Annotated in this window: 17 protein-coding genes; 7 read left to right on the top strand and 10 right to left on the bottom strand. The window is 58.7% G+C overall.

Annotated features, from left to right (window positions below; all coding sequences use genetic code 11):
• Positions 1-2: 2 nt before the first annotated feature.
• The 4 genes from OR1_RS10150 to OR1_RS10165 form a co-directional block, all read right to left on the bottom strand.
• Positions 3-731: a M48 family metallopeptidase gene (locus tag OR1_RS10150; protein WP_041971711.1), complete on the bottom strand. Its 729-nt coding sequence runs from the start codon at positions 729-731 to the stop codon at positions 3-5.
• Between the two features lie 69 nt (positions 732-800).
• Entirely contained in the window at positions 801-2,195 is a 1,395-nt protein-coding gene (locus OR1_RS10155) for a lytic transglycosylase domain-containing protein (protein WP_162483609.1), read from the bottom strand.
• A 336-nt stretch (positions 2,196-2,531) separates the two neighbouring features.
• The gene (gene hflX / locus OR1_RS10160; protein WP_041971856.1) at positions 2,532-4,145 is read right to left on the bottom strand and encodes a GTPase HflX; all 1,614 of its coding nucleotides are present in this window, start codon (positions 4,143-4,145) and stop codon (positions 2,532-2,534) included.
• A gap of 71 nt (positions 4,146-4,216) precedes the next feature.
• A complete protein-coding gene (locus tag OR1_RS10165) occupies positions 4,217-4,987 on the bottom strand; it encodes an enoyl-ACP reductase (protein ID WP_041971712.1) in 771 nt (256 codons plus the stop codon).
• Between the two features lie 110 nt (positions 4,988-5,097).
• Between OR1_RS10165 and OR1_RS10170 the strand changes: the two genes are divergently transcribed.
• The 6 genes from OR1_RS10170 (at position 5,098) to rbr (ending at position 11,609) form a co-directional block, all read left to right on the top strand.
• Positions 5,098-6,714, top strand: a complete 1,617-nt coding sequence (locus OR1_RS10170) for an HD domain-containing phosphohydrolase (protein WP_041971713.1) — start codon at positions 5,098-5,100, stop codon at positions 6,712-6,714.
• Positions 6,715-6,825: 111 nt separating this feature from the next.
• Positions 6,826-7,809, top strand: a complete 984-nt coding sequence (gene dusB / locus OR1_RS10175) for a tRNA dihydrouridine synthase DusB (RefSeq protein ID WP_041971714.1) — start codon at positions 6,826-6,828, stop codon at positions 7,807-7,809.
• Entirely contained in the window at positions 7,806-8,891 is a 1,086-nt protein-coding gene (locus OR1_RS10180) for a nitrogen regulation protein NR(II) (RefSeq protein WP_041971715.1), read from the top strand. Before dusB ends, OR1_RS10180 begins: the two co-directional genes overlap by 4 nt.
• Before the next feature lie 47 nt (positions 8,892-8,938).
• Entirely contained in the window at positions 8,939-10,387 is a 1,449-nt protein-coding gene (locus OR1_RS10185) for a sigma-54 dependent transcriptional regulator (RefSeq protein ID WP_041971716.1), read from the top strand.
• A gap of 53 nt (positions 10,388-10,440) precedes the next feature.
• Positions 10,441-11,004: a hydrolase gene (locus OR1_RS10190; protein WP_041971717.1), complete on the top strand. Its 564-nt coding sequence runs from the start codon at positions 10,441-10,443 to the stop codon at positions 11,002-11,004.
• 32 nt (positions 11,005-11,036) lie between these two features.
• Positions 11,037-11,609 (top strand): rubrerythrin, encoded by a 573-nt coding sequence (rbr, locus tag OR1_RS10195; RefSeq protein WP_041971718.1) that lies wholly within the window; start codon positions 11,037-11,039, stop codon positions 11,607-11,609.
• 93 nt (positions 11,610-11,702) lie between these two features.
• Here the strand turns inward: rbr and OR1_RS10200 are convergent, their stop codons facing one another.
• From OR1_RS10200 to OR1_RS10215, 4 genes are all read right to left on the bottom strand, one after another.
• Complete coding sequence (locus tag OR1_RS10200) at positions 11,703-13,007, bottom strand: hypothetical protein (protein ID WP_041971721.1); 1,305 nt, start codon at positions 13,005-13,007, stop codon at positions 11,703-11,705.
• A gap of 93 nt (positions 13,008-13,100) precedes the next feature.
• Positions 13,101-14,450, bottom strand: coding sequence for a replicative DNA helicase (gene dnaB / locus OR1_RS10205; RefSeq protein WP_041971722.1), 1,350 nt, complete (start codon positions 14,448-14,450; stop codon positions 13,101-13,103).
• Between the two features lie 138 nt (positions 14,451-14,588).
• Complete coding sequence (gene recO, locus OR1_RS10210) at positions 14,589-15,347, bottom strand: DNA repair protein RecO (RefSeq protein ID WP_041971723.1); 759 nt, start codon at positions 15,345-15,347, stop codon at positions 14,589-14,591.
• Positions 15,348-15,839: a dihydrofolate reductase gene (locus OR1_RS10215; RefSeq protein WP_041971724.1), complete on the bottom strand. Its 492-nt coding sequence runs from the start codon at positions 15,837-15,839 to the stop codon at positions 15,348-15,350. It abuts the gene before it with no gap.
• A 150-nt stretch (positions 15,840-15,989) separates the two neighbouring features.
• Here OR1_RS10215 and OR1_RS10220 point away from each other — a divergent pair, with 150 nt between their 5' ends.
• Positions 15,990-16,460, top strand: coding sequence for a chemotaxis protein CheD (locus OR1_RS10220; protein WP_041971726.1), 471 nt, complete (start codon positions 15,990-15,992; stop codon positions 16,458-16,460).
• A 45-nt stretch (positions 16,461-16,505) separates the two neighbouring features.
• Here OR1_RS10220 and OR1_RS10225 read toward each other — a convergent pair whose 3' ends face one another.
• Complete coding sequence (locus tag OR1_RS10225; protein WP_041971727.1) at positions 16,506-18,863, bottom strand: endonuclease MutS2; 2,358 nt, start codon at positions 18,861-18,863, stop codon at positions 16,506-16,508.
• The gene (locus tag OR1_RS10230) at positions 18,850-19,233 is read right to left on the bottom strand and encodes a peptide chain release factor-like protein (RefSeq protein ID WP_193377099.1); all 384 of its coding nucleotides are present in this window, start codon (positions 19,231-19,233) and stop codon (positions 18,850-18,852) included. The genes OR1_RS10225 and OR1_RS10230 overlap by 14 nt, the downstream gene beginning before the upstream one ends.
• Positions 19,234-19,267 lie beyond the last annotated feature (34 nt).

Here is a 19,267-nt window from a genome sequence, read left to right on the forward strand (position 1 = left end):
AGTCATTTCCTGATGATCCTGCGCTTGGCGCCGCCCATGGCCGCCATCTGGTGTTTCTGCAGGGCGCCGACACTCTCAAGATGGAATTGGAACCACATGTCGCCGAACTGGCGCATCTTCATCTTCTTCCCTTCTTCCAGCAGTCCCAGGTTCCCCTTCATGGCCTCGTTGCCCGGGAGCTTTTTCAACCCCTTTTCCAGGGTTTCCTTAGCCCCGGAATTGTCGTTGATCTCGCTGAGGCAGTATGCATACAGGCACCACAACAGGGGCTCTTTCGGCGTTGCCTGCACGGCCTTGTCGAAAGTGGCGCGCATCTTGTCGTTCTTGTTCCTCTTCATGTAGGTAATGGCAAGCATCCCCATGGCAACCCAGTTCTTGAAAAAGGCCTTTTCCAGGTAGGGGAAGGCATTGGAGAAGTCGCGGCGCATATAATAGACACTGCCGATCTGGGCGTTAATCTGGCCATCCAGCCATATCTGCCACTTGGCGTATTTGAACCCTTCCCTGAGCTCACGGATCGCCTTTTCGACCCGCTGCCCCTGCAGATCCTTGGTCGCCGTGTCCATGATTTCGGTAACCTTTTTCATGATAAAGCGCGACAGGAAATAGAATATGGCAGCAAAGATCAGGAGAGCGCTAAACAGGGCGATGAGCCAGTGGAGACCAGCGGCGAATTTGAGCAGAACAAAGACCAGAAGCGCAGAAACAGCGGAGATGATGATAGTGTACATCGAAAGACCCTTTCAGATTCTTGAATAAATTATGTCAGACAGTGATACGGCCGGTTGCGGCAATGTACCCTAGCCGCCGGATACGACCATTTCGCCGTTTTTTTCCACGTATTTTGCCACGATGATCCTGCGGCCCGGCTTCAAGGCGACCTTCCCTCTATGCCTGATATTGTTCCATGCCGACAGGATCTTCTCGGAGACGTTGAACCGCCTGGACAGGGAACGGATCGTATCCCCCTTTTTGACGGTGTAATATTTGTTGAACAGCTTGGAAACGGAAACGGCCTGCTTCTGCTCTTCCGCAGGTTGTGGTTTCGGCGCCGCATCGGCAACCACCGGCACCAGGATGGATTTGCCGCGCAGGCGGCTCTTCTTGGACAGATGGTTCAGCTCGGTCAGGTTTTCCACTGTCGTCTGGTAACGTTTGGCAACCGCGACCAGGGTCTCCTTCCGCTTCATCTTATGGCGCACATACACGATCTTTTCCGTGTAGCGCCCGGTTTCCGGTATCTTGGCGTATTCCGGCTCAAATTGCCCCTTTTTCCCCTTGGGGAGCTTCAGTTCGTAACCGGGGTAATCCGGAGGTGTACACCAGCGCCGCAGTTCCGGATTAAGATCTTTCAGGGTCTGATAAGTGACCCCGGTGAGACGGGCCACAAGCTCAAGATCGGTGCGAGTCGGTATCGAGACCGTATCGAACTCGATCGGAGGGAGATAGGCGATGTCGGCAAACCCGTACCGGGAAGGGTCCTTGGCAATGATTGCCGCTGCAAGGAGCTTGGGGACGTAATCCTTGGTTTCGCGCTTGAGGTAGGAACCGCGGGAGAGCTGCCAGAAATCGCGGCTGTTGTACATATCAATGGCGCGAAGGATCTTGTTTTCCCCGGCATTATACCCGGCAGCGGCCAGGTACCAGTCCTTGTTAAACAGGTCGTAGAGCTCCTTGAGATAAAGGGCGGCCGCAATCGATGATTTCATCGGGTCGCGGCGCTCGTCGATCCATTGGTCGATCCGAAGAGCATAGCGCTTGCCGGTGGAAGAGATGAACTGCCATGGCCCGACTGCGGCGGCTACCGAGTAGGCGTGCGGCGAAAAACCGCTCTCGATCATCGCCAGGTAGACAAGGTCCTCCGGAAGCCCGTTCTTTTTAAGGACCTCCTTCATCATCGGGATGTAGCGTTCCGAGCGGGAAAGCCAGCGGCTGAAGGCTGCGCGGCCGCTGGTCTGGAAGTAGTTGATGAAAAACTCGACCTTGCTGTTCAGGGTCAGGGGGATGTCCGACTCGGGGAGCTCTTTTTCCGGGATTACCAGCTCGAAATCATCGGGTTCGGCTTCCGGTTCGTTCTGAACGAATATCTCGGATGGCGGGAGTTCAAGGGCCTGGTGGAGCTGTTGCTCGCGGGAGAGGGATGCGAGCTGGACCGGCGAACCGCTTGCTTTGGTCGCTACAAGGGTGGGTTGCATGCCTCTCTGCAGGAAGCTGCCGCCACGGTCATCCCGGTTCGTATCGGCCGCTGCTGTCGAAGCTGCCAGGACAAGGGCCAAAAGAACAAGATGAATGATTCTGTGAACGCTCATCCCCGGTGCCCCCTTCCTCGGACGAAAAAATGATCGGCGTGACATTCCCCTCGCAGGAGGGGTAAGTATATTTTATGCCGGTGCTGATGTCAATCCGAGAGATATCGACTTAGGGAGTGCAACTGCCGGAAACATGAACAAATCCGGGAGAATAGAAAGAAAACGCCTTCGGCTTGACCACCCCAAAAAGCTGACTCCGGGAAAATGGGGAAATCTATCCGGTCAGGCCCAGAAACGACGCTCCAGTTCGGCAAGAAGCGGGGCCAGGGTCCCCTGCTCCCGGGCCGAAATCGTGATTGCCCCCAACCGGCGGGCCTGCTGCTTCACCTTCATGAAGGTAATCGGGTCTTTCTTCTTCAGGCCCGCAAGCAGGTCGCTCTTGTTGAAGACAACCAGACGTGGCTTGTCGCCCAGGCCAAGCTCTTCGAGGATCCGGTCGACCTGGTCGACCTGTTCGACAAAACGGTGACTGGCACAATCAACCAGATGCAGCAGAAGATCGGCATCCTGAAGTTCCTCAAGGGTCGCCTTGAATGCCCCCATGAGCGATGCCGGCAGAGACCGGATAAAGCCGACCGTATCGGTAATGATCACCTCGCGTTCGCGGGGGAACCGGAGGCGGCGGGTAGAGGTGTCGAGTGTGGCAAACAGCAGGTCTTCGGTAAAGACCTCGCTCTTGGTCATGGTGTTGAGGAGCGTGGATTTCCCTGCATTGGTATACCCGACGATGGAAACGATCGGGACCCCGGCCCGGACCCGTTTCTGCCGCCGCTGGTACCGCCCGGCAGAGAGATCGTCCAGGTTCTTTTCCAGCTTGGCGATTCGGTCCCTGATCCGGCGGCGGTCTATTTCCAGCTTGGTCTCGCCGGGCCCGCGCCCGCCGATCCCCCCCATAAGGCGGGACATCTGCACCCCTCTGCCGGTCAGCCTCGGGAGCAGATACTTCAACTGGGCCAGCTCGACCTGGACCTTGCCGTCCAGACTCGTCGCCCGCCGGGCAAAGATATCGAGGATCAACTGGCTCCGGTCAATGACCTTCAGTTCGGTCATGGCGGAAATGGAACGCACCTGGGCCGGGGTCAGCTCCTGATCGAAGACCAGCATGGTCGCCCCGAGCTGGAGCGCCCGTATCACCACATCCCTCATCTTCCCCTCGCCCATCAGATAGCGCGGGTTGAGCTGCCTGGGGCGCTGGATCGTGGTCTCCAGCACCTGGACCCCGGAAGTCCTTGCCAGCTCCTGCAGCTCATCCAGGGAATCTTCCGCCTCCTCGCGCGACGAGTGCGTCACCGAAATGAGTATCCCCCGCTCGCCCCCACGGATTTCTGCTGCCGGAGGCGCAGCCTTGGCGAGTTCGGCATCCCGCTCGGCGATAAACAGGTCGAATCCCGGCTGAATGGCCGTAACCCGGCATGGCGGGTCGATATGATAGGGGGGGGAGCCGGCAGAGGTTGCCGCTACGAGCCAGGCGCGCTGGATCATGGGAGGATCGGCAGCCATGAGGACCGCGACCATGTCGAGACGCAGCATGGCAAGGTCGGTCAAATCGTCATCGGTGAGCGGTTCGTTCTTCAGGTGGGTATGGATCAGCCGGAGGCCGCGCAGCATCCGCTTGCCGAGCGGGTAATCGTCGAGCTGGGGGATCATCAGTCCCCGTTCGTTGCCGACGATGACATAGGCCGGTTCGCCGACGCGATTGAACAAAACCCCGATCTGGCGGCGGATATCCTGCGACAGTTCGATGAGATGGCGGGCCAGGTCAAGGGTCACGGTTTCGGCGGGGGAAACGCGCCTGCGGTAAAGCCGCTCCAATGCCTTGAGCTGACTGGGTTTCAAACCCAAAAGATTGCCGTGTAGTTGCTTTATCTGGAAATCCTCGCAGTGCCGGGGGAAGTCGTCAATTTGCCCTACAGACCGATGATATTATAACCGCTATCCACAAAATGCACCTCGCCGGTAACACCCCGCGCGAGATTACTGCAGAGATAGAGGGCCGAATCAGCCACCTCTTCCTGGGTGATATTGCGCCGGAGCGGCGCCTTCTCGGCCACTACCCCGGCGATCTGGTTGAATCCGCCGACCCCTGCCGCGGCAAGAGTCTTGAGCGGGCCGGCAGAGATGGCGTTCACGCGCACTCCGGTGCCACCCAGCGACTCGGCGAGATAACGGACGCTCATCTCCAGAGCGGCCTTGGCAACACCCATTACGTTATAGTTCGGGAACACCTTCTGCCCGCCATAGTAGGATAGGGTAAGAATTACCCCTTCCCGGCCTTCCATAAGCGGAGTTGCTTCCTTTGCCAAGGCGATCAGGGAATAGGCGCTCACATCCATTGCCAGGGCAAACCCTTCCCTGGTGGTGTTGAGAAACGACCCCTTGAGCTCGTCCTTGTTGGCAAAGGCAATGGAGTGAACCAGGATGTCAAGCCCGCCCCAACGTTCTTTAACATCCCGAAAAACCGAGGCGATCTCTTCATCACTGCGGACATCGCATTGCAGGACCATTTCGGCGCCGATACTCTCGGCAAGGGGTATTACCCGCTTGGCAAGGGTATCCCCGTTATAGGCAAAGGCGAGGGAAGCCCCTTCCCTTCTGAACGCTTCCGCTATGGCCCAGGCAATACTTTTATCGTTGGCAACTCCGAAAATAAGTGCCTTTTTTCCTTCAAGAAGCCCCATCCGGCACTCCTCCTCAATTAGATACGTGATTGGCGGCAATAGTAATAAAATTTATTGGCAATGGCAAGCGTAATGCCGGTTTTTATGCTTTACTAAATAAAGAGGCGTTCATGACTTACGACATCCACAAGGTATTCGAGATATCAGAGCAGATCACGCGGCTGGGGAGCGTGGACGAGGTCGTTGAAGGGCTGTCCCGTCTGCTCAAGAGAACGGTGAAAAGCCGCTGGGCGGCAGTATACCTTATCGACAAGGAACAGCGGAATTTCCTGCCGGCACGGATAAGCGGCATCCCGCGCAACCAGACCCATCTCTTCCAGAATCTGGCACTGAACCCGGGTGAGATCCCGTTCCTGAAAAAGATGCTCGACAAAAAGCAGCACCTTATCATTACCGGCAGCAAAAGACTGGCCTTTCTCACCCCGGAACTGGGCAAACAGTTGCAACACCTTACCCTGATGGTTCTGCCGATGGTGGTCCGGAATCAGGTAATCGGGGCAGTCGTGGTTTCCCGCTCCACCGCTTACCCGCCGTTCAGCGAAAAAGAGATCGCGGTGGTGCGCGAGACCGTCGCCCATTCAGCGCTCGCCATAAGCCACATCCGCCTGTTCGACGAGTCCCTGGACATGGCGGTCGAGATGGGGCGCCGGATCGATATCATCCTGACCCTGGACGAGATAAACAAGGCAATCTCCTCGTCCCTCTCGCCGACCACCATCATTGAAACCGCCATGGAACATATCGAACGGATCATACAATGCGAATTTGTCGCAGTGCTTTCCGAAGAAAAGGGGGAACTGACTGTCCTTGCCGCCAGGGGGAAGGATATAACTGTGCCGCCATTGATCGTTCCCGGGAAGGCAATCAGCGGCAGCTCCCTGGCCCAGGAGGTTCTCGGCACCTGGAAGAGCTCATATGTCCCGACACTTTCCGCAATCCCCAACCCCGGTCCGGTCGACGAGGCCCTGGCGCTGGCAGGGATCCAGTCGGCAATGGCTATCCCGCTGATAAGCAAAGAGGCGATCCGCGGCGTGCTGCTTCTGGGAGACACCACTGCCGGCCAGTTCGGGAAAGAGGATGCCTTCACCATCGAGAAGATTGCCGGCCAAATGGCCGTAGCGCTGGAAAATGCCCGGCACTTCCAGGAGATGCGCTCCCTTTTCATCAGCACCGTCTCCAGCCTGGCCAATGCCATCGACGCCAAGTCTCCCTGGACCAAGGGGCACTCCGAAAGGGTCATGGAGATATCCGCCACCATTGCCCGGGAACTGGGGCTCCCCGATGAACATGTGGAGCGGGTCAGGCTGTGCGGTCTTCTGCACGACATCGGCAAGATCGGGATCATTGAGGCGCTCCTGGAAAAACCGGCGCTCCTCTCCGAAGACGAGTTCCCGCCGATGAAACTGCACCCCGAGAAGGGGGTCGCGATCCTCTCCCCCATCGAGCAGCTGCATGACGTCCTTCCTGGGATTCTGAATCACCATGAGCGGATCGACGGCACCGGCTATCCCCGCGGGATAAAGGGGGACGGCATTCCGCTGGACGCCAGAATCGTTGCCGTCGCGGACTCTTTCGACGCCATGGTCTCCGAGCGCCCCTACAAGGCGGCCTTGACGCCATATCAGGCAATCCGTGAACTGGAGCAGGAAGCCGGGACCCATTACGATGCCAGGGTTGTCGCCTGCTTCTGCGACCATCTCAGGAGAAAACTCGGACCGGAGCATTAATCCGTCCCGCCCCTTCATTCCCCCTGCGACAGCCAAACTTATCACACTTATTTCCTTGCCTTTTTTCTCCCCCATGCTATTATGCCCAAAAAATAGGCAACTTATTCGACCATGATAAAATCGCTTGTTATCGGCTCGCTCAACCTGGCCAACAACCTCATCCTCGCCCCGATGGCAGGAATCACCAACGAACCGGTACGTCTTCTTGCCCGTGAATACGGGGCGTCGCTCTGCTTCACCGAAATGGTGAGCGTGAACGGCATTGCGCATGACGGCAGGAAAACCCTTAGCCTGATGGCCAGTTCGGAATCGGACCGGCCGCTGGGGGTCCAGCTGTTCGGCGACAACCCCGGACTTCTGGCCGAAGGAGCCCGCATAGCCTCGGAATACGGTAATCTCATCGATATCAACATGGGATGCCCGGTCAGGAAGGTCGTCAACAGCGGCTCGGGGAGCGCCCTCCTGCGCGAACCGGCAAAGGTGAAAGAGATCATCCGTGCGGTGAGAGCCGCAACCGGTCTCCCCCTGACCGTAAAGATCAGGTCGGGATGGCAGGCCGAAGACCGCAATTTCCCGGAAATCGCCCGGATTGCCGCCGGCGAAGGGTGCGATGCCATCACCCTGCACCCCCGGAGCCGTTCCCAGATGTTCGACGGCAAGGCCGAATGGGAACAGATTGCCGAACTGAAGCAGCTGGCCGGAATCCCGGTCATCGGCAGCGGCGACCTGTTCAGCGCGCGGGATGTCGCTGCGATGCTCGAACGCACCGGGTGCGACGGGGTGATGATCGCCCGCGGGGCGCTCGGCAATCCCTGGATATTCAGGGAAGTCCTGCAGCTCCTGGCCGGTACCGAGCCGGACTGCCCGGCCAGGGAAGAGCGGCTGGCAGTGGCGTTAAGGCACATCGAAGGCTTCGTCTCTGCCGCAGGCGAGCATATTGCCGTGCGAGAGATGCGCAAACATTTATGCTGGTATGTCAAAGGGTTAGCCGGAGCTTCGCGATTCAGGGATTTAGTCAACCGCATCGATGGCAAGGATGAGATCATCAAGGCGGTCACAGACTTTTTCCGGCAACAGGGGGATTGGGTCTCTTGAGCGGTCAGATTCAGGAGTTTTACGCCAACGTAATCGACAGCGTCGGTGACGGGGTCGTCGTACTCGATTCCAAGGGGTGCATAACCTTCCTCAACCCGGCCGCAGAGGAGTTGACCGGGGTCTCGCGCAAACTTGCCCAGGGGATGGCCTTTGCCACGGTCTTCAAGGGCGAAGAGCTGCTGCTGGAGATAGTCGCCAAGACTGCCGAAACCGGGATGTCCATATCCGACCACGAGAATATCGTCCTGTACCGCGCCGGCCACCCGACCCCGGTAAGCGCCACCACCTCCCCGCTCATGCTGGCAAATGGCGAGCGGATCGGCACCATCCTGTTGATGCGCGATCTCACCAGCATCCGCGAGCTGGAGGAGGCGGTCAGGACCGCGGACCGGCTCGCGGCGCTCGGGACACTGGCCGCCGGGCTGGCCCACGAGATCAAGAATCCCCTGGGGGGGATCAAGGGCGCGGCCCAGCTATTGGAAAAGGAACTCCCCCAGGACAGTGAACTGCTCGATTACACCAGGATCATGATCAAGGAGACCCAGCGGGTCAACCGGATCGTCGAGGAGCTGCTGGCGCTGACCACGCCGAAAAAGCTCAAACTCTCCAAGGTCAACCTGCATCAGATCCTGGGAGACATCCTCACCCTGCAGAAAAACGGTCTGGGCGGCCGGGAGGTTTCGTTCCAACAAAAGTTCGATCCGAGCATCCCGGCCATCCTGGCTGACGAAGAGCAGCTGACGCAGCTATTTCTGAACCTGATCAAGAATGCCGTCGAAGCAGTGGGCGAAAACGGTCAGATCAGGATATCCAGCCGCATCCTGTCCGACTATACCCTGACGAAAAAGGGGGAGAGCCGGCAGCGGATGGTTGCGGTAGAGGTCTCGGATGACGGCCCGGGGATGTCGCGAGAGCAGCTGGATCAGCTGTTCACGCCGTTCTTCACCACCAAATCGCGGGGAACCGGCCTGGGGCTGGCCATCTGCCACAAGATTGTCACCGAGCACCGCGGCCTGATCAAGGTTGTTTCCGAACAGGGGAAGGGTACGGCCTTCACCATAATGATCCCCCTGATACAATGAATCGCGCCTTTTTACCGTTCCGAAAAATACAGATATCGAGGTCAATTATGCCACTGAGCAGAATTCTGGTAGCAGATGATGAAGAAAGCATGCGCTGGGTACTTTCCAAGGCGCTGAAAAAGAAGGGGTTTACCGTTGACCTGGCAGCCGACGGCGAACAGGCGCTCGGAATGATCCAGGCAGGGAACTACGATCTGGCGATCCTCGACATCAAGATGCCGGGGATATCAGGCCTGGATCTGCTCGATCGGTTGCGCGACCTCAAGAGCGATCTCCTGGTTGTCATCATGACTGCCGAAGCGAGCATGAAAAACGCCGTGGAGGCTATGAAACGCGGCGCCTACGACTATCTCACCAAGCCGTTCGACCTGGATGTGATCGACGCCATTGTCGAGAAGGTCAACCGGGCCAGGGAGATGACCTCCCAGGTCTCCATCCTGAAAGAGGAGCTGAAAGACCGCTATCAGCTGGAAAAGACCATCATCGGCAACTCACCGGCCATGCGGGAGATCTACAAGACCATCGGCAAGGTGGCCCCCAGCGACATCACCGTCATGATCCAGGGAGAGTCCGGAACCGGCAAGGAGTTGATCGCCCGGGCGATCCATTTCAACTCCCGGCGGCTCGGGAAACCGTTCATAGCACTAAACTGCGCGGCAATACCGAAGGAACTCCTGGAATCCGAACTGTTCGGCTTTGAGAAAGGGGCCTTTACCGGGGCAGTGGAGCGCAAGCTGGGCAAATTCGAACAGGCAAACGGCGGCACCATCTTCCTTGACGAGATCGGCGACATGCCGGGTGACCTCCAGGCCAAGATCCTGAGGGTGCTGCAGGAAAAGGAGATCACCCGCACCGGCGGCAGCCAGAGCATCGCGGTCGATGTCCGGATTATTGCCGCGACCAACCAGGACCTGGAAGAAATGGTCCGAAAGCGCACCTTCCGCGAAGACCTCTTTTACCGCCTGAACGTCGTGCCGATTCATCTCGTGCCGCTGCGGGAGCGTAGAGAAGATATCAAGCCGCTGGCCGAGTACTTTCTGGCCAAGGCGTGCACCGAACTGGAGATCCCCCCCCGGCAGTGCGATCCGTCGGCAATGTCGCTTCTGGTTTCGCATCCATGGCCGGGCAATGTGCGGGAGCTGGAAAACAGCATCAAGCGGGCAGTGATCCTCTCTTCCGACCAGCTGCTCACCAGCGACGATTTCCCCGGGCTCCGCAACCAGGCGAAAGCGAGCGATATCCCGGACAACGGCGAAGGGCTTTCCCTCGAAGGGATCGTCGAGATGAAACTCAGGCTCTCCTTTGCCAACATGGACAAGATGCAGAGCGGCGATGTCTATACCATGGTCATCGAGCAGGTGGAGCGCCCCCTGATCCGGTTCGTTCTCGAAAAGACCCGCGGCAACCAGGTCCGGGCTGCCGACATCCTCGGCATCAACCGCAATACCCTCAGGAAAAAGATCCAGGAGCTCGGCATCGACCTGAGAAGAGACTGACAGCAGCCGTATCCGTCAAAGACGTTTACCAATCCGATTCATGGAGGTATGACATGGGAATCAATGACAAGTTCTTTCTCGACCGCAGCAATGCCGTTCTGGTGGTAATCGATGTCCAGGAAAAACTCTGCCGGGCCATGGACGACAAGGTGCTCGACCGGCTTACCGGCAACATCTCCATCCTGCAGGAGGCGGCAAAAGAGCTGGCCATACCGATTGTTGCCACCGAACAATACGTCAAGGGACTGGGGGAAACCCTCTCTCCCCTGAAAGAGCGTCTCTGCGCCCCTGCCATCGAGAAGATGACCTTTGGCTGCTGCGGTGAAGCAGGGTTCCCGGACCGGTTGCAGTCACTGGGGAAAAAGCAGGTCATCGTCACCGGCATGGAAACCCATGTCTGCGTGTTGCAGACCGTGCTGGAGCTGCTCGATGCCGGTTACACCGTGCACCTGGTCAAGGATGCAGTGATGAGCCGGCGCAAGGAAAACTGGCAGGTAGGGGTGGAAACGGCGCGCGATGCCGGAGCAGTGATCACATCCACCGAAGCGGCACTGTTCCAGCTCCTGAAGGTGGCCGGAACCGACGAGTTTAAAAAACTCTCAAAGCTGGTAAGATAAAGCCAAATCCAACTGCTGACGGAGGAGACGACATGAGCCTGAAAGGGACAAAAACCGAGAAAAACCTGCTTGGGTCATTTGCCGGCGAAAGCCAGGCCCGTAACCGCTATACCTACTTTGCCGCCAAAGCCCGCAATGAAGGGCTAGTCCAGATCGCGGACATCTTCGAAGAGACCGCCAACCAGGAAAAAGAGCATGCCAAGCGGTTCTTCAAGTTTCTCGAAGGGGGGGACGTTGAAGTTACTGCCTGCTTCCCGGCCGGGAAAATCGGGACCACGGCGGAAAACCTGCTGGCCGCCGCCGGCGGCGAGCACCATGAACACACAGTATTATACCCCGAGTTCGCAAGGATTGCCCGCCAGGAAGGGTTCAACAACGTTGCCGACGCCTTCGACGCGATCTCGATAGCTGAAAAGCAGCACGAGAAGCGGTACCGCGACCTGCTGGAGAATCTGGACAAAGGGCTGGTGTTCCACCGCGACGAGCCGGTGGTGTGGCGCTGCCGCAACTGCGGCTACCTGCACGAAGGGACCGATGCCCCGGACAGCTGCCCGGCATGCGTGCATCCCAAGGCGCATTTTGAAATCCTCGGCGAAAACTGGTAATTAGCAGCCATATTCGCGCGCTCATAGATAATTGACGCAAGAAAGGCCGTCCCAATCGGGGCGGCCTTTGCTGTTTCTTCTGGCTTTTTCCGGCTAATCTTTTGCCAGCCTCTTGGCAATTATGTCATGGTTCAGCCACCAGACCGGCGCTTGCGGTTCCCAGGAGGAATCGAGCATCAGCTTGCCCACCCCGCGGAATACCGCGCCGGACAGTACGCTGCAGACGATCTCCTTCGGGTTGGCGTTCATGGCAATAAGTTCCGCGGAACGCGTCAACATGAACTCCATCTGCTCATTGGTGCTGTGGTGGGGCCAGGCAGAGATGGCGTCAAAAGGCTTCATTACCGGCGACGCCAGATAATCGTTCGCTCGCTCCAGCATCTTTTCCAGGGTCGCCCCTTCGGCAAGCAGCTTGTTGCAGGCGGCAGTTACCTCTGCAGCAACACCGGCCCCTTCCTTTTTCAGGGCCTCAAGAAGCGGATAGAGAGAGATTTCGACCCCGAGGAACAGGGCGCTGGAATTGGTCTGGATCTCCGGGCAGTTGTACACCGTTGCCTTGATACCTTTTGCCCAGGCAGCTGCGGCATGATCCTCCAACCGCATCTTGGCCCACCCCTGCAGGTAAGGGGTGTATGACTGCCATTTATAGGCCCCGTTGACCAGCACTTCGCAGCCATGGTAGCCGTAGGCGGCATAACTCACCTTACCCCCGGCCGACGCGACCTGGTCCCTGAGGGAAGCGGTCTCATCAATCAGGTAGGCCAGCGAGTCGGCAGTAACTTCGTTGAACGACCAGTCGCACAGCTTGCCGAGATCTGCCCCCCAGAAATCCGCGGATGATAGGTATTTGTCACCCTGGCCCTTGAAGACCCGGTTAAGGAGCGGCATGAAAAGGCGCGCCCGCGGGATTCCACCGGCCATGGTGTGAACCAACAGCATGTTGGCTCCTGCCGGGACCCGCTTCGCCAGCTCCGCAGCAACCGCAGCCAGATTTGCCCGCAGTCGCTTCGTCCCCGCAGCTCTCGACTCCTCCAGCGCGTTCAGGTCCAGCCGGATGGTACTCCATTCATCGGGCTTTGCCCCTTTCAACTGGTCCAGCGGGGTCAGGCCATTTGCTGCCGGCTCCATGTCGAATCCGGCCTCGAGCGGGATATTGATGATCTTTGCACCGAGCAGTTCCTCGGCAGCGGCAAGTTCGTCCTGGTTCAGGGGGCGGAGTGTGCCGTCGCTCTCCCGCCGGCCCACGGTGGTACCGATGATGGTCATCCCCAGGCGCCGGGCCTGCTCGACAATACCGTTGGCATAACCCCGGCCGAACAGCTCCCCGCAGAGCACCAGAACGTCGCCCGCCTTGTAGCCCGCATCGGCAGGCAGATTTCTCATAGGATTGTAGTTCATTCATTCCCTCCAAAAACTGTGAATTGCGAATAGTAAAAAGTGATAAAGGACTCAGAATCCGATTCACTCTTCACCCTTCACTATTCACTGATGTCAATACTCTTCCCGTCTGCTCAAATTCTCGAACCGGGTGTACTCCCCCCGGAACGCCAGATCGACCTTGCCGATCGGGCCGTTACGGTGTTTGCCGATGATGATCTCGGCCTTTCCCTTCAACTCTTCCTTCTCCTTCTCGTACACCTCTTCCCGGTAGACGAACATGACCAGGTCGGCATCCTGCTCGATGGCGCCGGATTCGCGCAGGTCGCTCATCATCGGCCGTTTGTCGGCGCGGTTTTCCAATGCCCGGTTCAGCTGCGACAGCGCGATAACCGGCACTTCCAGCTCCTTTGCCAGGGCCTTGAGCGACCGGGAGATCTCCGAGATCTCCTGCTGGCGGGACTCGGGGTTGGAGCTCCCCCGCATGAGCTGCAGGTAATCGACCATGATCAGCCCGATCTTGTGCTCAGCCACCAGCCGGCGCGACTTGGCCCGCATCTCCATGACCGACAGCGCCGGGGTATCGTCGATGAAGATCCTGGCATCATGCAGCCATCCCGCCGCCCTGGTCAGCTTCGGCCAGTCGCTGTCAACCAGGTGGCCGGTCCGGAGCCGGTTGAGATCGACCCGTGCCAGCGAGCAGAGCAACCGCTCCACCAGCTGTTCCTTGCTCATTTCCAGGGAAAACACGACCACCGCCGCCTGTTTTTCCGCCTCTACCGCGGCATAGGATGCGACGTTGAGCGCAAAGGTAGTCTTACCCATGGACGGCCGGCCGGCAATGATTACCAGATCCCCCTTCTGCATCCCGGCGGTCATTTCATCGAGATCGACAAAGCCGGTCGGGACACCGGTAACATGCTCCTTTTTCTCGTACAGGTACTGGATGTTCTCGATGGCGCCCTTGAGCAGGTCGCTCACCTTGTAATACGGCGCCTTGATCCGGTGTTCGGATATCTGGAAGATCACCTGCTGGGCATTGTCGAGCAGCTCTTCGACGACGACCTGGTCTTCGTACCCTTTGGAAACGATGTCGGTGGCAGCGGTTATCAGTTTCCGGACCACCCCTTTTTCCTTCACGATCTTGGAGTAGTAATGAATATTCGCCGCGGTCGGGACAAAATCGACCAGCGTCGCCAGATAGGCGGCCCCGCCGACCTCTTCCAGCTCCCCCTTCTGCTTCAGGATCGAGGTCAGGGTGATCAGATCGCACGGCTCGCCCCGCTCGTTCAGGTCGATCATTGCCCGGAGGATCTTGCGATGCGACTCCCGGTACAGGTCTTCCGGCACGAGCATTTCCATGACGCGGTTGATCGCCTCGTTTTCCAGGAGTATCCCCCCCAGGATCGACATCTCCGCTTCAATGCTCTGGGGCGGCAGTTTGTGGATTTCGTTTACCGACATAGTGAACCTGAAAACATCTGTTTTGAGTTACGCTCGGGAAAAACATCGCTGACCATCAGCAATGGACTTTTTGCGAAGCCATGCAGGGGCGTTACTATACTCCGGCCCAGTATTCCGGTCAACCGATTTGCCTGCGACTCAACTGGGGAGTGAAGCGATCTGGTTATCCCCCAGTTCCCGAAGAAAGGCCAGGGACCGGAGCGGCTTTTCCAGATGGGATTCGATGGCATTGTCCAGAAGCGCTCCTGCTTCGTCAAGCGTTGCAGAAGAGAAGCTGAGCAGCCCGAACCGTCCGGTTTTGAGCGAACGGGAGAGGAGTTCCAGGGTTTCGGCCGAAATTTCCCGGCACGAAATCCCGCAGCGCCGGCAAACCACCTCTCCCCCGAAGATCCGACCGGCCCGCTCCGCACCTTCGCCGAGTAAAGAGCCGCAGCGGCTGCACTGATCAAGCTCCGGTCGGTAGCCGATGATATTGAGGAGGTTGATCTCGAAAAAGCGCCGGTCCGAAACAGTTGCCAGGCCGGCGTCAAGATGCGCCAGGTAGGCCGTCAGCAGCCGGAACAGCCTCTGGTTGGCCAGGCCTTCAGGGGAGAACGTGGCGATGAGATCGGAGGCATACGCCGCATGGGCAATCCGGTTGAGATCGCTTCGGATACCGGAGTGGATGGTAACGATGTCTGCTTCGAGCAGTTCGGACAACGCGTTCCTGAACTTTACCTGGAGATTGAGCAGTGCAAACAGCTCCAGTGCCCCGCCAAAACGTTTGACGCTCCGCCTTGCCCCTCTGGCGATCCCTGATATCCGGCCATGCTCAAGGGTAAAAAGTGTCACCAGCCGGTCGCTCTCCCGGTAATCGGCAAGATTAAGCACAACCCCCCGGCAGTTGCCAATCTCCATCTATACCTTCCCGCGGCCGGACGACCGGCGCTCATAAGTCACCAGCAGGCACGGCGGATCGGCCGCAAGCTGTTCCCGGCTGATCTCGACGAATTCCACAGCCGGAATTTCGGGGAATTCGGCATCCCCATCCGGATCCAGGCCGACGAGGCTGATATAGAGTCGCTGGGCAAGCGGCAGAAACTCGCGGTAGATCTCGGCCCCGCCGGCAACGAAGAGCTCTTCGGATTCCGGGCACAGAGACAGCGCCTCTTCGATACTCCCGATGACCCGGCACCCCGGCACGCTATAGCCTGGCTGGCGGCTCAATATTATGCAGTTGCGCCCTGCCAGCGGTTTGCCGATGCTCTCAAAGGTCTTTCTCCCCATGACGAGGGTATGCCCCATGGTCAGCGCCCGGAAACGCCTGCGATCCTCGGGAATATCCCACGGAATCCCTCCTGCCCGGCCGATCACCCTGTTTCGCGCCACTGCCGCTATGATTGAAACCATCTTCGACCTCCGGACAATGGGACAAACTCTAGCCTAACTGCAGCAAAAGCGCAATCAATCGCAATACTGGCATCCGGGTACAATCATGGTAAAGTATTATCGCTAACAGTTACACCAACAGGTATAATCAATAACCCTTTGGAGCGTAGTATGCCAAAGCCGTTACGCCATTTTCTCCTTCCGGCCACGATCTTCGCCAGCAGGGAGGAGTATCTGGTCACGACCGTCCTCGGATCGTGCGTGGCACTTTGCCTGTGGGACAAGCGGCTCATGGCCGGCGGAATAAACCATTTCATGCTCCCGGCCTGGACCGGCGAAGGTGAGTCGAGCGCCAAGTACGGCGATATTGCCATTGAGAGGCTTCTTGGCATGCTGGCCGATCTGGGCTGCCGAAAAGAAAACCTTGTGGCAAAGATTTTCGGGGGATCGAGCATGATCAATGAGAACAGCGGCGCTTATGCCATAGGCGACCGGAACATGGAGCTGGCCGAACAGCTGATGCGACAGTACGGCATTCCCGTGGTTGCCTCCGAAACGGGTGGGTGCAGCGGCAGACGGATCATTTTCAACACCCGTACCGGCGACGTCTACATGAAAAAATCGGCCAAAAGATCGAAATAATCGATATTGATCGGCAACTCCCGCGCCACCGCGGCTCAAGTCCATTTACCGCAGCATCACTACCGTGGCGCCGCCCCCGCCCTCGTAAGATTCACCATCACGGAAAGCCGAAACCAGCGGATGCCCCCGAAGATGCTCGCGCAGGCCACGCTTGAGAGCGCCGGTCCCCAGACCATGGATGACCCTTACCTCGCCGTACCCCTCCAGAGAGGCGTGATTCAGGAACGGCTCCAGCTCTGTCACCGCCTCCTCGACCCGTTTTCCGATCAGGTTGATCTCCCTCGCGGCCTCGGGCGCATCGGTTTTCGTCCGGCGCGGCCGGCGGTCCCCGGTCTTATCTCTGCCAGATGCCGGGGAAAGGTCCGCCAGCGCCACCTCGATCTCCAGGTTGCCGGCCCTTACCCGGGCCCGTGCCTGGCGGCTATCCAGCTTGAGCACTGCGGCATCGCAACCTAGGGAGAGGACATGCACCCGGCTCCCTTCCCTGATCTCCCCGGAGGCTACCGGTTTAGCGCCAGACAGGGCCTTCAGTTCCGTGGCGATCATCCGTTCCTTGTCGCGAAGCCGCTCGACAGCCGCAGCCTCGCGCCTTTCCCGACGGGCCTCTTCGAGGATCTGGTTCAGCTCCCGCCTGGTGGACTGAACCAGATCCTTTGCCTCGCGCCACCCCTTTTCCAGACTCGTGCGCCGCTTTTCCTCGATCTCGGCCAGAAGCAACCGCTGGTTTTCCTCGCGGACACGCAGGGCGGCCTCCCGGCTTGCTAACAGGTTCAACTTCCCTTCGTAGGCATCCCTCTGTTCTTTCAACTCCGCCAGCAGGGCGTGGAATTCGCTCCCGACCCGCCCGACCAGGGTCTGGGCATGATCGACCACATGGTCCGGGATACCGTAACGCCGCGCGGTCTCAATGGCATGCGACTCGCCCGGTTCCCCGACCTTGAGCCGGTACAGCGGCAGGAGGCTCTTCCGGTCAAACTCCATGGCCGCGTTCTGCATCCCGTCAAAGCGATGGACATAACCGACGATCTCGGTCAGATGCGTGGTGGCAAGGACCAAGCCGCCCCGTTCGTGGAGTTCCTTGAGCACGGCACAGGCCAGCGCCGCCCCTTGGACCGGTTCGGTGCCGGTACCCAGTTCATCCAGCAGCACCAGGGTCTTCGCATCGGCATTCCTGATGATTTCGGCAATCCGGGAGAGATGCGCCGAAAAAGTGGACAGGCTCCTTTCAATGGCCTGTTCGTCGCCGATATCCACCTGCATGTCGGTCACGAACGGGAAGTGCGACAGCGAAGAGGCCGGGACCGGAATACCGGAAATCGCCATGAGCGTCAGCAGGCCGGCGGTCTTGATGGCAATGGTCTTGCCGCCGGTGTTCGGGCCGGTAATGACCATGCTGCGGCAACCGGAATCGTTGCCGAGCGCCAGGTCGAGAGGCACGACTTCGGCCTCACCCCTTTCCCGCGCAAAGAGCAGCAACAGAGGATGACGTGCCCCTTCGAGTTTTATTGTTGGTCCGGCGCAGACCGTCGGCGTTTCGGCAGCGACGAGATCGGCAAACATGGCGATGGCGTTCAGCAGGTCGAGCCGCACCAGGATCTCGAACTCCGCTTCAATCAAAGCCGCATCTTCCCTGATCCAGCCGCAGATCTCCCTCAGGATGCGGATCTGTTCCGCCTTCTCCTCCGCAGCCAGGTTTTCCAGCTCATTGGCCAGCCCGATGATCTCTATCGGCTCCATGAACGCGGTCTCGCCGGTATTGGACACGTCATGCACCACGCCGGGCACCATCCCCTTGGAATCCATCCTGACCGGGATGACCCAGCGACCCGAGCGCTGGGTGATGAAGTCGTCCTGGAGAAATATGGCGACGCTCCTCTCGCGCACGATCTCCTCAAGCCGCTTCCGGATCCGGATTGTCAGGGTGCGCTTCCTCTCGCGCAACTCCTTCAGCAGCCGGGAAGCGCTGTCCAGCATGCTGCCGTCCCGATCGATCGTCCTTTCGAGGGCTTCGAGGATCTCGGGAAAACCGGTCAGTCCCCCGGCCATCCCTTTCAACAGGGGGATATCCTCGCGGTACGAAAACTGGCGCGCCAGCGCGGACAGAATCCGGAACGGATTAATGAACAGCTGCAGGTCCAGGGGATTCAGAACGGCATCTGCCGGCCGGAGCAGTTCCAGCGGCTGGAGGATATCGTCAAACTGCGCCAGTCGCAGGGAGATCCCCATCCCGCAGAGGTGGCGGATCTCTCCGACCAGCCCGAAACGGAGTTCGACCTCCTCCAGGGACATCAAAGGGGCAATGGCAAGGATCTGCACCTTGGTCGTCTCGCAGTGCGCAAATTCGGCGATTCGTTCGAGCAGCTTGGTAAATTCGAGTTTCTTCAGGGTGTCAGTGCTTATCATCTGGGGATGCCTCTGGGTTTGCGTATTTCTGGCGGGATTTGCGGTTTCTGGAGGCCTTCCGGCGCCGGAGCTTCTCCTGTTCCGAACTTCTGGAGGTCGCTATTCCGGCCTTTTCAGCAAGCTTTTCCGCCAGCTCCCGCCGTGCCAGGAACCTGTTGATCGACTGGCTCCGGTCCCGCATGCATTTCACTTCGATGCCGGTCGGCAGATGCTTCAGCTGGACGCAGGTGGCGCTCTTGTTAACATGCTGGCCGCCCGCGCCGGAGGAGCGGACAAACCGCTCCTCGATATCGGTCTCGACCAAGCCGACAGCAGCCATCAACTCAAGCAGTTTCCTGTTCTTCTCTTCACTGACGGCAAATGTCAACACTGGTAACCAACTCCTAGCTTTAATGCATTACGAA

It is taken from the genome of Geobacter sp. OR-1 (assembly GCF_000813145.1).
Taxonomy (GTDB): domain Bacteria; phylum Desulfobacterota; class Desulfuromonadia; order Geobacterales; family DSM-12255; genus Geoanaerobacter.